The 16,464-nt window shown below is 42.8% G+C and carries 14 protein-coding genes; 4 read left to right on the forward strand and 10 right to left on the reverse strand.

The annotated features are described in order from the left end of the window. The 4 genes from HCJ54_RS08070 to HCJ54_RS08085 form a co-directional block, all read right to left on the reverse strand. The coding region (locus tag HCJ54_RS08070; RefSeq protein ID WP_187137282.1) for a MucBP domain-containing protein at positions 1–1,416 on the reverse strand (1,416 nt) is incomplete at its 3' end. A 792-nt stretch (positions 1,417–2,208) separates the two neighbouring features. After that, positions 2,209–2,556: an SH3 domain-containing protein gene (locus HCJ54_RS08075; RefSeq protein WP_187137283.1), complete on the reverse strand. Its 348-nt coding sequence runs from the start codon at positions 2,554–2,556 to the stop codon at positions 2,209–2,211. Next, a complete protein-coding gene (gene fsa, locus HCJ54_RS08080) occupies positions 2,556–3,200 on the reverse strand; it encodes a fructose-6-phosphate aldolase (RefSeq protein ID WP_036067838.1) in 645 nt (214 codons plus the stop codon). Before fsa ends, HCJ54_RS08075 begins: the two co-directional genes overlap by 1 nt. 137 nt (positions 3,201–3,337) lie before the next feature. Beyond that, a complete protein-coding gene (locus HCJ54_RS08085) occupies positions 3,338–4,009 on the reverse strand; it encodes a Crp/Fnr family transcriptional regulator (protein ID WP_036067835.1) in 672 nt (223 codons plus the stop codon). A 332-nt stretch (positions 4,010–4,341) separates the two neighbouring features. Between HCJ54_RS08085 and HCJ54_RS08090 the strand changes: the two genes are divergently transcribed. The 4 genes from HCJ54_RS08090 to HCJ54_RS08105 all read left to right on the forward strand — a co-directional run bounded on the left by HCJ54_RS08090 (position 4,342) and on the right by HCJ54_RS08105 (position 8,879). Beyond that, positions 4,342–6,078, forward strand: coding sequence for an ABC transporter ATP-binding protein (locus tag HCJ54_RS08090; protein ID WP_185527274.1), 1,737 nt, complete (start codon positions 4,342–4,344; stop codon positions 6,076–6,078). 68 nt (positions 6,079–6,146) lie between these two features. Next, the gene (locus tag HCJ54_RS08095) at positions 6,147–6,818 is read left to right on the forward strand and encodes a response regulator transcription factor (protein ID WP_187137284.1); all 672 of its coding nucleotides are present in this window, start codon (positions 6,147–6,149) and stop codon (positions 6,816–6,818) included. Next, a complete protein-coding gene (locus HCJ54_RS08100) occupies positions 6,818–7,870 on the forward strand; it encodes a sensor histidine kinase (RefSeq protein WP_187137285.1) in 1,053 nt (350 codons plus the stop codon). The genes HCJ54_RS08095 and HCJ54_RS08100 overlap by 1 nt, the downstream gene beginning before the upstream one ends. Positions 7,871–8,045: 175 nt before the next feature. After that, positions 8,046–8,879 (forward strand): metallophosphoesterase family protein, encoded by an 834-nt coding sequence (locus HCJ54_RS08105; RefSeq protein WP_187137286.1) that lies wholly within the window; start codon positions 8,046–8,048, stop codon positions 8,877–8,879. A gap of 260 nt (positions 8,880–9,139) precedes the next feature. Here the strand turns inward: HCJ54_RS08105 and HCJ54_RS08110 are convergent, their stop codons facing one another. The 6 genes from HCJ54_RS08110 to queC all read right to left on the reverse strand — a co-directional run bounded on the left by HCJ54_RS08110 (position 9,140) and on the right by queC (position 16,464). Then, the gene (locus tag HCJ54_RS08110; protein ID WP_187137287.1) at positions 9,140–12,613 is read right to left on the reverse strand and encodes a pectate lyase-like adhesive domain-containing protein; all 3,474 of its coding nucleotides are present in this window, start codon (positions 12,611–12,613) and stop codon (positions 9,140–9,142) included. A gap of 187 nt (positions 12,614–12,800) precedes the next feature. Beyond that, positions 12,801–13,622: a polysaccharide deacetylase family protein gene (locus tag HCJ54_RS08115; RefSeq protein WP_187137288.1), complete on the reverse strand. Its 822-nt coding sequence runs from the start codon at positions 13,620–13,622 to the stop codon at positions 12,801–12,803. A 21-nt stretch (positions 13,623–13,643) separates the two neighbouring features. After that, positions 13,644–14,579, reverse strand: coding sequence for an LCP family protein (locus HCJ54_RS08120; protein WP_187137289.1), 936 nt, complete (start codon positions 14,577–14,579; stop codon positions 13,644–13,646). 180 nt (positions 14,580–14,759) lie between these two features. Next, positions 14,760–15,374, reverse strand: a complete 615-nt coding sequence (locus tag HCJ54_RS08125) for a 7-carboxy-7-deazaguanine synthase QueE (protein ID WP_185411653.1) — start codon at positions 15,372–15,374, stop codon at positions 14,760–14,762. Further along, positions 15,371–15,799: a 6-carboxytetrahydropterin synthase QueD gene (gene queD, locus HCJ54_RS08130; protein ID WP_187137290.1), complete on the reverse strand. Its 429-nt coding sequence runs from the start codon at positions 15,797–15,799 to the stop codon at positions 15,371–15,373. The genes HCJ54_RS08125 and queD overlap by 4 nt, the downstream gene beginning before the upstream one ends. Further along, positions 15,796–16,464, reverse strand: coding sequence for a 7-cyano-7-deazaguanine synthase QueC (queC, locus tag HCJ54_RS08135; protein ID WP_222712992.1), 669 nt, complete (start codon positions 16,462–16,464; stop codon positions 15,796–15,798). Before queC ends, queD begins: the two co-directional genes overlap by 4 nt.

Below are 16,464 nucleotides of genomic sequence, written 5' to 3' on the forward strand. Positions count from 1 at the left end.
GATAAAGGTCACCGTTTGCGCTTCTGTACCAAAAGTGCCCGTTTGATTGGCTGGTGTCGTGACAAGTCGGTACCCTACAATAGCCTGGGCTTCAGCTTCATACGTATCCCCCAAAGCTCCTGTCAACACTTCTTCTGGTGCTACCACCTTCCCGTTGGTATCTAGATGACGAACTGTGACCGCTTGACTGACAGGGACCGCTTCCTTGGTATAGACAAACGTCACGGTTTGCGCCTCGGTGCTGAAAGTCCCTACCCGATTCACTGGTTCTTCCGTAAGCTGGTAGCCGTCAATCGTTTTGGCTTGGGCTGCATACGCTTCACCAAGCACCCCCGTTAAACGCTCCTCTGGCGCTAAAACATCGCCTTTTTCATCCACATAACGGACGGTAACCGGTTGGACAGTTGCTTTGGCAGGCAACACTCGCTGCTTAAAATCGACACTAATAAAGCGACGAGAATCACTCGAATCTGGCGGACTTTGTCCAAAAGAAACCTTTCCCATTCCTGCTTTGCTGTACGTTGCGTATTTTCCATCATACGCTTTCACACCTTCCCATTTCCCATCCACCGTAACCCCACCAAACATCACTTGTTCACCTATAGGATCGAAAGCTTGCATAAAAACAGGCTCCCCAACATAGGCGTCGGGCAGTTGAACTTCTCCCCACAACTGCCATGTACTACTGGAATCTTGAATTAAAGGTAAGTGTTGTAACGGTCGGAAATCACTAACACTCGCACTCAAATACAACGTCTTCAGGTTCGTCAATTGACGAAAAGGGGCCAAGCTTTGAATGTTATTTCGTGCATCTAAATTGATAGATTCCAGTTTCGTTAATCCTGCAATCGGACTCGCATCTGTGATGTTGTTGTCACTTAAATCTAAATACCTGAGATTGGTTAAGTTTTTTATCCCCGAAATATCTTGCACTCTACTCTTTACGATGGAGAGCTCTTCTAGTTTATCTAGACCGGCTAATCGATCTAGATTTTCTACAAAACCGCTCCATACACCATCTCCAATGCTTAGCCTCTTTAAATTATGCAGATATTGGACGCCTTCGATTTCTCTCATTGGATTATCGGTAATATCCCAATTTTCGTTGATTTCTGTCACTCGGTTGAGTTCTTCTTGTGTGACCTTCTGGTCCAGATCTAAATCTTCAAAATAGACGTGGGGATAAATTTGTTTCGCCACTGTTATCGCTAATTTCGTATCTGGAAAAAGCGAACGATAGGTACTTCCTGCTGGTAATATTGCCGCTTTCGTTTCCTGTTCTGATTGCGTTGTTTCCACTGCCTGAACCTCATCTGTAGGCACAGCATAAGGTAAACAGCCATTCGTGACTAGCACTCCTGCAAGCCCTAAACTCATCCACACTTGGCGCTTCCTTCCTTTTCGATTGATTGACATCGACTTCACTCCTCCTATATTACGCTTCTCGTTCCTCGTAGTTTATTGAATTGAAAAAAACCTTGTAACAGCCTCATCGCGACTCTGTTTATTCATTGTATCTGTTTTCACATGTAATTGCTGTATACAAAATAAGACATCACTTCTCAAAAACCGCCTAATATAACGCTTTCATTGATCCGTTTGGCGCAAACTGTCCAAATTAGCGTTTTTAGGGAGATCGACCACCACATCCCCAACAAAAAAAGACACATGTTGTGTGCCTCTTTTTTCGGTTATGCGGATCATATGTAACGAGAGTATCACACATTGCCATTGTGTGATGCTCAACTTTCAAAGTCTTCCCTCTCACACGCTCCCCAAAAATGATACATTGATTCATATGAGGAAAACTTGCCGCTAGCAAAAAATTCTTCCTAGACCCGAAGCGATATATTGTAAAAAATTCCTATTTAAATTCATAAACTCCTAATATACTACACCTTAATCCTACACTCCTATTAGGTTCATGCGGTATAGTTCCACGTTCGTTTTGCCTATACCTTTTGAGATTTCTCTATCTTAAAGAAAAGCCTTATTGGATGCTATTCTATTGTTGAATCATTTATAAATACAAATTACAACACCACGCTATGTATGGATCCTACTATAATTAAAAAGAGATAGGCTTCATTTGGTATGCCTAAATTGCCTACTTATTTTGGTGAAGCTTACTGCTTGACTAAACGTAAGAAAAGGCTGGAACACTTGGGGATTTAGACACCCTAATGCAACAGCCTCCTTCTTTATCATTTATCGTTTCAGTTTTTGAATTGGCAACCATCCAGCATTGTCGTCCTCATCGTTACACCAAGCCCAACCATTCAATTCACGATTACTCTCCACCTTGTCACCGGTCTGCACAACCAACTCACGCGCCGAATAATCTTCTGTCGCCGTACCTGATTTTGCATCCAAACTGGCGCGCGATAGGATTTGTTCTGGGACCAAGCCAGTTTTTCCAGACATTTTTGTTGTGCAAGTAATCCAGCCTGTATTTCCGGCGCGCTCGCCAATCCACAAATCCTCATTTTTATTCACAAATAGCGGACTTGACTCTGTCGGTTGATGCGCTACTTTTACAATATACTGCATATTCATTATTTCTGAGTCGCTTCCCAATCCGCCAAGAATTTCTCAATCCCTGAATCGGTTAGCGGATGCTTCAACATTTGCTCGTACACTTTAAACGGTATTGTCGCAATATCCGCACCAGCACGCGCACACTCAATCACGTGAATCGGATGACGCACACTCGCCGAAATAATCTCCGTTTCAATATCGTGCACCTCAAAAATTTCCGCAATATCCCGAATCAAAATCAAGCCGTCCGAACCAATATCATCTAAGCGTCCAAGGAACGGCGAAACATATGTAGCACCCGCTCGTGCCGCAAGTAAAGCCTGCGCTGCCGAGAAAACAAGCGTCACGTTCGTCTTAATACCTTCCTTATTAAGCACCGCAACTGCAGCCAAACCTTCACCCGTCATCGGAATCTTAACGACCATATTCGGATGGATTTTCGCAATCACGCGACCTTCTTCAATCATTTTTTCTGCTTCTAAACTCACGACTTCCCCGCTGATTGGTCCATCCACAATCGACGTAATTTCCTCAATCACCTGATTAAAATCGCGGCCTTCCTTTGCTATCAATGACGGGTTCGTTGTCACCCCAGCAATGAACCCCATTCGGTTCGCCTTACGGATTTCCTCCACATTTGCAGTATCAATAAAAAATTTCATGTTCATCCTCCTCATATGCGTTAAACGCTTTCATAACTTCCATCCCATTGTATACCTTTTATTGTCGAATGTCTCCCGAACCGCTTTTTACGAAAAAAATTAGGCATGACATTGGCGTCATACCTAGCATATTGCATCTATAATCGATGTTTATCAACAATAAGTAACGGCTTCGGCCTATTTCGAATTACGCCAGCCTCAATCAACTTCATCACCGTGTGGGCTACATATTCCCGCGACGTATTTGTATATCTTCCTAAAACTTCCTGTGTTACTTGGCGGGGCAAAATGATACCATCTTCCGTCAGTGTCCCTAGCTCAAGTCCACACTTAAGTAAAGCCTTTCTGATTCGCTCTTCCTTCTTTAAAAAAGTAAGCTTGCAGAAGTATTGTGATTCCCGTAGCTCATGCGCCAAATATTGAACCATGAAAAACACATCTTCTTCCTGCTGGTCCAAAATGGAAAACAAGAAGGTACTATCCACTTCCATAATTTCGCCGTGGCCTAGGCTCTGCATCAAAAGATTCGGCTCCCAAATATCATAATACAAATGATATAACCCGAAACAATCATGTTTCCCTAAAAAACGTGTAATGCCACCTTTTGGCTTATCGTCCTGTATTACTAATCCATAGATGCCACTCAAAATAAAGTATATTTTGAATTCTTCGTCTTGCTTGCTCCTCAAAACGTCTCCTTTTTTCGTACGTCTAACCGAGCAATATTTTTTAAAATCTGGGTGTTCAAAGCAATACTCTATTAACTTAGCTACAGTAACTATTGAATCTCTTTCTTTTAGAAATAGCATAGGCTCTCCTTCTCACTTTCTAATCGATGTATTCTTGAATTATAACATATGATAACTAAAAATGACTACTATATTACTGTAACATAGCTTCTTTAACACAACGAAAACTTCACAAAAACATGATTTTTAGGTGCTTTTTAGTCATATGATTCACTTAATAAGCAATTAAACCATTGTTTTTGTTAATTTTGCAACTATTTTTAGAATGAATATCCAATGTACTTTTTATTACATTTGAAGCTGTTCATATTCCATTCATATTCATGCTATATATTAGAGTGGCAGGAGGGAAACCTCAACAGATAGCACAACTCGAAAGGAATGAAGAAATTATGAAAAAGAAATCAGAGTCATCTTACAGTTGGAAACAATTCTTCCAACTACTTATCTCAACTAGACCTTCAAAAGCTGTCATCATTGGCGGTTTTTTAGCGAGTTTAGTCACAACAGCCGCGGGGTTGCTCATTCCCCTCTTCACCAAAAACCTAATCGATGGCTTCTCGCCTTCTTCACTGAGCTGGCAATTAATCACAACCATCGTCGCCGTCTTCGTCTTGCAAGCCGTAACGAATGGTTTTGCGATCTTCTTGCTCAATTTGATGGGGCAGAAAATGGTCGCTTCGATGCGCGAAAAATTATGGAAGAAGACGCTCAACCTCCCTGTTTCTTATTTTGATAATACGAAGTCAGGCGAAATGGTTAGCCGGATGGTGAATGATACCGTCGTTATTAAAGAACTGATCGCCGACAGCTTACCTCAATTCGTAACGGGAGTCATTTCTGTCATCGGTTCCATTGCAATCCTGTTCGTTATGGACTGGAAAATGACACTACTACTTATTATCGCTGTTCCCATTACAGCACTGATCGTCGCCCCACTTGGACAAAAAATGTTCAAAATATCGCGCGGTATGCAAAAAGAAACAGCGAATTTCACTGGCTCTATTAGCCAAACATTATCCGAGGTCCGCCTTGTAAAATCATCAAATGCAGAAGCAAAAGAAATCAGTGACGGTACATCCGGAATTTCGCGCCTGCTAAGATTCGGTGTCCGCGAAGCCAAGGTAACAGCCGTTATTGGGCCATTGATGCTATTTGTTGTCATGGGTGTCATCGTTGGTATTATCGGTTACGGCGGTATCCGTGTCTCAGCTGGCACACTTTCCACCGGTACTTTGATCGCATTCCTGCTTTACCTATTCCAAATCATCGTCCCAGTCACATCTTTCGTTACCTTCTTCACCCAACTCCAAAAATCCAAAGGTGCTACAGAACGTATCTCTGAAATTTTGGAACATGAAGAAGAAAATATTTATGAAGGTGCGAAAGTCGATGTTAGCGGCAAGAAAATCACTGCAAATAATCTCTTTTTCTCCTATAATGAAAATGAGCCGATTTTGCAAGACATTTCGTTTGAAACTAGCCCCGGTGAAGTTATTGCTTTCGCAGGCCCTAGTGGCGGCGGTAAGTCGACTTTATTTGCCTTACTGGAACGCTATTACAAGACGAATTCTGGCGAGATTTTGGTCGGCGATCAGCCTCTAAATGAGATTTCGATTCACTCTTGGCGCAGTCAAATTGGCTATGTTTCCCAAGAGAGTGCGATGCTTTCCGGTACAATTCGCGATAATTTATGTTATGGTTTAGATAAAGAATTCAGTGATGATGAGCTTTGGGCAGTAACGAAACTCGCTTACGCCGACACCTTCATTGCAAAATTACCAAACCAACTAGATACAGAAGTTGGGGAACGTGGTGTGAAACTTTCTGGTGGTCAACGTCAGCGCATCGCGATTGCGCGTGCCTTCCTTCGTGATCCTAAAATTTTGATGCTGGATGAAGCGACTGCAAGCCTTGATAGCCAATCAGAACGCATCGTACAACAAGCTTTGGCGAACTTAATGGAAGGTCGGACAACATTCGTGATTGCCCACCGCTTATCGACTATCGTGAACGCCAATCAAATCCTATTTATCGAACACGGCGAAATAACAGGGCGCGGAACACATAGCGAACTCGTTGCAAGTCACCCACTATACGCAACATTCGCAGAACAACAATTGACTTAAATAAACAAAAGGCCTCGATATTTCCCGGGAAATATCGAGGCTATACATACAATTTGGAGGTGGAAACAATGAATCGCATTTTGATGGTAGACGATGATAGCAACATTCGCGAGCTCGTCACGATTTTTCTAGAAAAAGAAGGCTTCACCGTTTTCAATGCAGAAGATGGTATGGATGCCCTCGCAGTCCTTGAAAAAACAACGGTTGACTTGGCGATTATTGATATCATGATGCCAAACATGGATGGCTGGGAATTATGCAGTGCCATTAAAAATTTTCAAGAGATTCCTGTCATTTTTCTGACAGCACGCGGAGAAATCGAGCAAAAAATCAAAGGTTTTAGTCTAGGCGCCGATGACTACGTTGTCAAACCCTTTGCTCCCGAAGAATTAGTAGCCAGAATCCGCGTCCTTCTAAAACGCTATCAAATTTTAGCGACCCAAGAAATCCGTATCGGTAAGATTTCACTAAACGAAAAAGAGATGATCATCGTACTCCAAAACAAGTCGATTACATTACCACTCAAAGAATTCCAATTACTGTTTCGATTAGCTGGCTATCCCGATAAAACCTTTTCTAGAGAACAGCTCATCGAAGAAATTTGGGGTTATGATTATGAAGGCGATGAACGCACTGTCGACGTCCATATCAAACGGCTACGCGAGAAATTCCCCGCTGAAAAATCTGGTTTTTCGATCCGCACTATTCGCGGACTTGGCTATCGTCTGGAGGAAATATAATGGTTACCAAACTAAAAGCGCTTGGCAGTAGTTTGATGGTTGCTATCTTTTTCGTTCTAAGCAACCTCGCCTCCTACACCATTTTCACCTGGCTAAAAACAAAGTATGATTTCTCCTGGTCTATGATTTGGGAGCAAGCAACAATCGCAGCTGGCGGACTCACACTGATGGTAATAATCGGCTTCATTCTCAGCCGCTTCTTTTTTCGGCATGAGCGCGCCTATTTCAAAATATTCGGTGCCGTGTTAGAAGAAATAGGGCGTGGTAACTTTCAGATCAGCGAACAACTCCGTCCATTACAAAGAATGGACGACGGCAATATTCGCGATACCGTGCTCCAAGTCGAAAAAATGGCTGAACAACTCGGTGAAATGGAAACATTACGACAAGACTTTATCGCCAATGTTTCACACGAAATCCAATCACCGCTCACTTCCATTTCCGGCTTCACCAAACTACTTCAAGACAATAATCTCGACAGCGAAAAACGCACCCATTACCTCGAAATCATCCAAGCAGAAACAAGCCGTCTATCCAAAATTAGCGAGAATCTACTCAAATTAACTGCGCTCGAAAAAAATGATTACCAACTTAACCCGACGGAATTCAGGCTGGACTACCAAATCCGCGATTTGATCCTAACCACTGAGCCGCAATGGCAAAGCAAACATATCGATGTGATCGTGGAACTAGAGCCAACTAAATTTTATGGCGACGAATCCTTACTCTACCAAATATGGCAAAACCTGTTTCACAACGCCATCAAGTTTACCCCTGAGAACGGGACCATTCAAGTCTCGCTCACACAAAACAAACAACAACAAACCCAGGTCACGATCCAAGACAGCGGCATCGGTATTTCCAAAGCCGACCAGCTACGCATTTTCGAACGATTTTACAAGGCTGACATTTCCAGGCAAGCCAAAATCGGTGGTAGCGGACTGGGGCTTTCGATTGTAAAGCGTATTGCAGATTTACATGGCATGACGATCCAAGTAGACAGCTCTGAAGATAAGGGAACAACCATAACACTACAGATTCCTAATAAATAGAACTCTCAAACAGACTTATTTTTTCCTAGTTCATCAAGTGTTAAAGTGGACAAATATTCCTTTATATGCTATTTTGTTTATGTTACCATTAAAACATTATCCAACAATTCCACGCAAAGCTTTGATCAATCATCTGGTCATCATACAAAGGCAACTTGAAAGCGAGGAGAAGAACATGAAACATAAAATTGCATTACTGGCGGATGTACATGGAAATACAACAGCGTTACAAGCAGTGATTGAAGATAGTATAGAGCAAGGCGCTACAGCGTACTGGTTTTTAGGTGACCTTCTCTTACCTGGCCCTGGATCCTCTGATTTACTTAAGCTATTGAAACAAGTTCATACCGATGTGTATATACGAGGAAATTGGGAAGATTATTTCCTCCATTCCATCTCAGAAGAAATAGATATCACAGATCCCACGGCAATTTATCTAGCTACACTAGCACACCATATTTACCCTAAAATGACCCTACAAGATATTCAAACCTTAAAAAGTTGGCCAATATCCACAGTTAAAGAAGTCTCCGGTTTAAAAATCGGAATATCTCATAATTTACCCTGCCACAACAACGGTGATTTTCTATTCCCCACAAAGAAACAAAAAAACTTTGATGCTCTTTTTACCGATAATACTTTAGATATAGCAATCTATGCACATGTGCACCACCCAATGTTACGATATAGTAGTCAGGAACAATTAATTATAAATCCTGGCTCTATCGGACAACCTTTGTGCAACTGGCCGCCCCTTCAAATGGACTTAAGAGCTCAGTATGCCATTTTAGAAATTGATGCTTATGGATACACGCACATTGATTTTAGAAAAGTAGACTACGACAGACAAAAAGAGTTGCTTATTGCCCAAAAAAGTAGACTTCCTTATATCGATCTATACCAAGAGATTCTACAAATAGGCGTTAGACATACGCATGATAAAGAATTATTAGAAGAAATAAATGACTATTATGGCTACAAAAAACGAGTCTCCCGCATGTTCACATAAATTAATGAGTCTGAGACAAAACTCAAGATAAAGCAAAATCGTCCAACCCGTTACTTTGGGTAGGACGAAAATTTTGCTCTACACAAATCGAGCGAAAGCGTTTGTATTCAGGGAGTTTGGTGGAAGCCGGAAGCGGAGTGTACGATTGTACATGAGAACCGGAAGTCCGCTAAACTCCCTGAATGCGAGCGCTTTTCGCCGATTTATCTGGGTTATGTCCCAGCCAGCCCCATTAGTCGTATTTATAAAACACTTTCAGATCACGGTGTATCTTCTAATGTCCAATGAATCGTTGTACTGTATTCTTGATTCGCACGCGCTGTTCCTGGACGTACATTTAACACCAATTCCGAAGCATCTGCCTCGTTTAGGTTGACCTCCGTTACGCCTTCAAGTCCATCCGTATTAGCAAATACGATACTCGCAACCCCATTAAGTGGTGTCGAAATCGTGCTTCCTTCCTCTTGCGTTCTAACAAATAAACTGTTCACGAGTTCCTTACCGTCAGCCGTTGCAAGTGGTGTCTCGAGTTGCGCCTTCAACTTCCAATTCGTCGCCTCTGCACGCGTATCTTCCACCGTTAATTTCACATCATCTTGCGGCTTCAAAAATTGCTCACGTGAGCTAATAGCTGCCGTTCCAAATGAAATTTTTGGTGTGGCCGTTTTAAATTGTAGCGTACCAGTCAAAACTGTAACCATAATGTCGCGCTCTAACTCGTTCAGCTTCAATTTCACAGGATACTTTCCTGGTGTAGCAGTAATTGCGTCGACACCTGTCATTTCAACCGAGCCGATCACACTTGTACCCGTGGGCATAAAGTAAGCTTGCACGTTTGCCATTTCCAAAACCATATTTTTAATATCCTCTTGCGCGCTTGGCATATCCGCCGTTGCTACCGCGAAATCTGCGCCATGTAAGAAGAACGTATCATCTTTGGCTGATCCATCGTCTTCTACAAAAACTGGAATCACGAAATCCGCAGCATTTCCAGCATTATCCGTCAAAGTTACCGTCGCAGTTGTGTAGCCAACTTTCGAAACATCAGGTACTTCTGTAATCGCATAATTAATATTATCATCGCCGTTTCCAGCGTTATCCACCACATTTTCCACTAAATTCTTTGGGTTCGTCGTGAACTTCTCACCAAGCGTCACAAACTGCCTAATCACATCCGCCGTCGGAGCCGTAGTATCAACGACAGTAATCTCGTTGGACCTAACACTCCTATTTCCAGTTTCATCCTTCGACACCCCATAATATACCTTATTTGGAGTCAATGGACGCTTCTCGACAGGCACCGTTATCGCAAAATTACCAGTCCCATTCACCGCGCCACTCACAAATTCACTATCATCTTCCGAATCATAAATGGTCACCGTCGTTCCGGCCTCCGCTTGCCCACTAATCACCGCATCCGTATCCTTAATCGCGGTCAAAATTGGTACCTCAGGAGCCGTACCATCTTGAACAACCGTCTGTGCCGAAGCATCTTTACCATTCAAAAAAGCATAAATCTGAACCGTGTTACCCGCTGTAAAATGCGTTCCCTCAGGCAACTCGTAACGATAGTTTCCATCCATATCTGCAATCAAATGAAACTTCATCGCTTTGTCTTCCTCGTTCGGCGAATCAATCGTCCCTACAGGAATCGCAGGATCTCCAGAAAATTGCACCACAGCGCCTGGATTTGCCCATCCCGTAATCACGCGGCTATTTTCACGATCCTCCTTATCACTCAAATTACCAATTGTCACGCCTACATCCGGAATTCCTTCAAAAAGAACACGCTTGAAGTTCTGCGTTCTAAAGTTCGTCGTAAAGCTATTCTTAATCGCCGCATTTACCGATTGTCCCGTCGCAGCCGTAACGTTCGCAGCACTGTATGTGACTTTGACATTAAACATTGGGTTCCAAACAAAATCAGAATTATCGTCCAGACCGTCCGTCCAAGTCTTCGTATTCCATGCTTGAATCGACTGCACGTCAACATCCAAGTTCCCCGACATCCGCAACAGACGCGCCGTCGCAGCAGGATTCGTATTATTAAACCTAATATCTACACGTTTTGCATTCGCAAATTGGAATTTAGAAGTTCCACGCAGATAAACCAAGTACTTAGCACCCGTTCCATCCGAGCTGACATCAAACACACCATCTTTACCAATCAAAATCGTCCCCGTTCCAGTACTAAAAATATCTTGCGTCGAAGTACCAGTATCTGATGCTTCCAGCTTAAACTCAGCATCATCACTTACATTTAAAACGCCAGCACCGTTGATATAAAACGGGCTGCCATAATACATCGCACCACGCGTCCTAATATCCACTTTTGCATTATTAGAAACATTGAATTGCCCAGCATTCATCCAGATCCCACCAACCGCCGTCTTGCCAGCCGCTGGAACTGCATTATCCATCTTAAGCGTCGCACCATTACGCACATTAATATTTCCATAACTAGTGATTCCTGAAACTGCACCATCCGCGACTGTAGAATTCGTTCCAGACGTATAAATATCCAAAATCGAGTTCTCCGCAATATCTACTGTTCCACCTGTATATATATACATCGCGCCACTAGACTCATTCGTTACCTTCACATCCGCATCTTTTAGAATATTCATATCACCCACAGCAAACGTCGTCTGATTCGCCAATGTCGCATAACTCACACCATCAAATGGACTAACATAACTATTCGTCTGCGCAAAGGAAGATTTTCCTGAAATTTGCGTCGTTGTTGCTGGAGCATGAATCGCTTGAGAACCACGGTAATTCACATTATTGTAAATAATCGTATTCGTGTCATTCGTTCCACCAGCTGAATTATCCGTATAAAAACCATAGTAATTTTTCCCATAGGCATTTAAATCATTGAACGTAACCACTTTCGGCAATGAATACGTATTCGTCGGCGCATAAGACTGATTTCTAAAGTCAATCGTGTGACCATTTCCATTTATCGTAAACGGACGCTCTGGCATCCTCTGATACGAAGCACCCGTATTCGTCGGACTCGCATCCGCCGCAGAAAATGCCGCATAACTAATATCCGCTAAAACGTTAATCGTCGCAATATCCTTATTCATCATTGCACTATGAAACTCCGTCAATGTACTTACATTGGCGACACTTGGGTCCTCCGCATCCGCAAGACTAACCAGTGCTTCTGCCGCTTTTTGCATCACTTTCGGGATTGGCGGTGCTTCCGCCACTGTCAGCGCTACCTCTTCTTTGCCCTCCACCGTTAGCGTCAAAACATCGGATACCACATCATTCTTCACAGCCTGCAATGTATAATCTTGCGCCTTCTCAGCTATTAAAATCAATTCATAGACACGCTCTGTCGCCGCCTCATTCCACGTCACCTTAGCAACCCCAGAATCCGCGTCAAACACAAGCTTTCCCGTGGCTGTTGCCGCATTACGCATCTCCGTCTCTTCCAAATCCAGAACCATACCAGCAGGAATTGCAAGCTCGACAGAATTCTCAACCACATCCTCATCACTCGGCGGGTCATCCGAAGAACCAAGCGCCGTTTCATCCATTAATTTCAAACTAAACTGGCGGTTCTCCTCTTGTTTTGGCTTATCCACAACGAGCGACAATCCCGAACTAGCAGAAACTCCAGTTGCAAACCAACTACCAAGCCCCGCACTATTCATCGGCCCAACCATCGCCATTGTAAAAATTAATAAAATAACAAATACCATCCTCATTCTTTTCTTCATTATAAAAACTCCTCTCATATATCACAAAGGCATATTTAAAGGTGTATTCTCGCATATTCGTATATCTCTATACTACACGCAGATAGTACCTAGACCCGCATATTATCAAAAATTCCGCCCATCTCGAAATAAATGATTCCACAAAAAAAAGATGCTCCCAAACTCGGAAAACACCTTTTCATACCTCTTATAAATCTGGATCTTTTTTAAAGTTCAAATGAAAATCATTATCTTCAAAATACGGTTCTAGCTGAAAACCTTTTGCTCGAATTGCTTTCACTAAAGCCGGAATTGCATCCAGTGTATCCTTCGTTTCATGCACTAAAATAACCGGCGATATCTTATGAAAGCCATCTAACTCCCTATTCACAAAATCAACAATCCCTTGTGGCTTTCCTTTATGCTTCCAGTCGTTACTATCAATGTTCCAATCCAGCAACCGAAATTTATCCGCCTTCGCTTTTTGAACTTGTTCCTTGCTTAAATACGTACTGCCATATGGCGCGCGAATGAGGCCGATTTTTTTACCAACAATGCCACTTAACAACTCCGAGGTCTGCTCCATCTCCGGAATAAACTGCCCCTGTTTATATAACTTCTTAGAATCATGCGTCATACTATGCGCGCCAACACTATTACCATCTTTAACCGCCTGTTTAATTCCAGCTTTATATTCATTCGTAATATTGTTACCTACGAAGAAAAAACTAGCCCGCGCATTCTCCTTCTTTAAAGCTGCTAAAATTTTCGATAAATACTGCGTTGGTCCATCATCAATCGTGAGGTAGGCAATTTTTTGTTTTCCATCCACTGGCTTAGGCTTTTCTGCCGCCGCTTCTTTCTTCTTCATTTCCGCCGCTTCCTTTTCTTTTTGTGCAGCTAAGCTCTTTTTTTGCGATTGCTCTGCCTGCTGTTCTTTTTGTTGTTGCGCAAAGAACAGCCCACCACCAATACCGAGGCAAACTAGGACTAATATGATAGACGACATAATCATTACTTTCTTTTTCATTTTTCATCCCTCCATTATGGTTTAAATCTCATCATCTTCTAGAAATTTTTTAATAGCATCCTTATTCTTATCCAAATCCAACTCTAAAACAGCACCTGCCCCTGCATACCTCTTGTCCTCATAACTACCGTTCGTTGGGATTGTGAGTGATTCTAGCCTCTTAGGTGTGTGAAAATAAAATTCCTGCCCCATATTGATTAGTAGTTTCGTCGGGATATTCGTTGAAATATTCCCTTGGACAAGGCCAAGCAACGATGGAATCTTCATAACGCTTATGTCTGATACTCCTTGTTTCATCACACTTTGAACGACTTGCTGTTGCCTTTTCACACGGCCAAAGTCACTCTGCGCATCATACCGAAATCTCGAATAAGCAAGCAATGTTTTTCCGTCCATTTGTTGCTTACCAGCGTGAATTGTCATCCCAATATTTTTAGACATATCTTTATCCGCTACCATCGTCACGCCATCCGGAAATGCCGTATCAATAATTTTCGCAAAACCACCGAAATCTGTCATTAAATAATAATCAATCGGTATACCGAAATTTTTCTGAATCGTCTTGCGTAGCAACTCTACTCCACCATGCGAAAACGCCGCATTCAATTTTTTCTTGCCCTCGCCGGGAACTTCCACATACGAATCCCTCATAAACGAAACTACTTTTGGACTTTTTGCCTTCGAATCATAATGTAGCAAGAGTACCGAGTCAGAGCGTCCTTGGTCTGACCCGCGCGAATCACTACCGATCAACAATACATTGAAATCATCCATTTTCGGATCCTTCGCCGATTTAAAATTCTCACCTTTAGCTGATGCAAAATCAGCATTCACGGAATGTAGCGCTTTATAATACTGCACACAATAAAATGCCAAACAGCCAATAATCAATAAAGAAACAATGATAAGGGCCTTTGAAATAAGTTTTTTCGATTCCTTTTGCTTTAATTCTGCCATAGATTTCACTTCTTTCCGCTCTGTTTTAGACCTACCTTCAAGTCTAAGTACATGTTAACAGAAGCGTATAAAGAAACCTTCAAGCAATTTTAAGGTTTTCTTTAAGAAAGGTAAACTCTCTTGACATAAACTTCAAAAGCCTATCACAACACGTAGTCAAGATAGGCCTCCTTTCAAAATTTATTCAATTCCTGCCAATTTATGCGTCTGAATACTGAGCGACCATTTATTTTCGCCGCGTTCAGCATTAAGTAATCCCAATTGGCTGATGGTCTCTAACATATTGAACGCGCCATCCTCTTCACACGGCGATAAATAATACCGTTTTGCTGGGATCAACGCCTCAATCTGTGCACAAAACTCCTGAATATTGCCATCCACGACAATCCGCACTTCATCAGCTTGCGACAAATGACGCTTCTCATACATTTTACTGTATAACCGCTTCGGACTTGTTGCCACATAGTCAATCTCGGCTGGCACTTCCTTCAAACCATTCGTCTCAATCGCCAAATAATACCCTTCCGCTTTCAAAACTTGCAAAAGTTCCTCGATACCGCGCTGAATCGTTGGCTCACCACCAGTGATGACAATGTTCCGTGCCGCATATTTATGCACTTCATCCAAAATTTGCTGTCCAGTCATCATCTCAAACTCATTATAATTCGTATCACACCACGGACAATCCAAATTACATCGGCCAAACCGAATAAAAACGCTGGGCATCCCCGTATTATAACCCTCACCCTGCATCGTCTCAAAAATCTCTACAATCCGATACTCGCGATCCATCATGACAGTTCACCTGTATATTCACAAAATGACGTCGGTGTTTCGCCTAATCGTATCGCAGAAACCGGCAAATACGGCGTCAACCAATCAAAGATCACCATCGCAATGCCCTCCGCCGTTGAGCGACAAGGTAGCGCGACTGTTTTGCGATCCATCTCTTGCAGTAATTTTGCAATGCGGCACTCGTTCTCATTTTCCTCAAAATAAGCAAAAGCATGATCCAATTTCGCCGTCACATGCTCCTTCACAATCCGCTTGATATCGCCGTAATCCAGCACCATTCCCGCACTGGAACCCGTCGCAATCAAGCCCCCGCTCACTTCCACCTGTAGCGTGTACGTATGCCCATGCAAATTATGACATTTCCCGTCATGACCATCCAACATGTGCGCCATATCGAACGTAAACTCCTTTGCAATCCTCATCATAACGCGCTTCCAGCCTTTTGCGCCAAGTATTCCGTCAAGCCCTTCTCTCGCAACTCACAGCTCGGACACTCGCCACATCCGCCGTCCACGCCCATATAACACGTATGCGTATGGTCCCGAACATAGTCTAGCCGTCCCAACTCATCCGCCAACGCCCACGTCTCGGCTTTCGTCAAATACATCAACGGCGTCTTCACCACAAATGGGAAATCCATCGCCAAATTCAGCGTCACGTTCATAGATTTCACAAACACATCGCGGCAATCCGGGTACCCACTAAAGTCCGTTTCACATACACCAATAATAATATCCGTAATGCCCTGCCCCTTCGCATACGTCCCCGCAAGCAGTAAGAACAGCGCATTACGCCCATCTACAAACGTATTCGGATACTCCTCCGATTCCCCTTGCGAAATCTCCATCGAGTCATCCATCAACGCATTATTTGTCGTTTGTTTAATAACCGACGTATCAATCACCGTCTGCTTCACATTCAGATCTTGCACAATCCATTTCGCCTTCTCAAGCTCAATCGCATGCCGCTGACCATAGAAAAACGTGATAACCTCCACGTTCTCTTTCCCATAGTCCTGAATCGCTTGAAACAAACAAGTCGTCGAATCTTGCCCACCAGAAAAAACCACTAACGCTTTTTTATTTGTCAT

Origin of the sequence: Listeria grandensis (genome assembly GCF_014322885.1) — a bacterium.
GTDB classification, from domain to species: domain Bacteria; phylum Bacillota; class Bacilli; order Lactobacillales; family Listeriaceae; genus Listeria_A; species Listeria_A grandensis.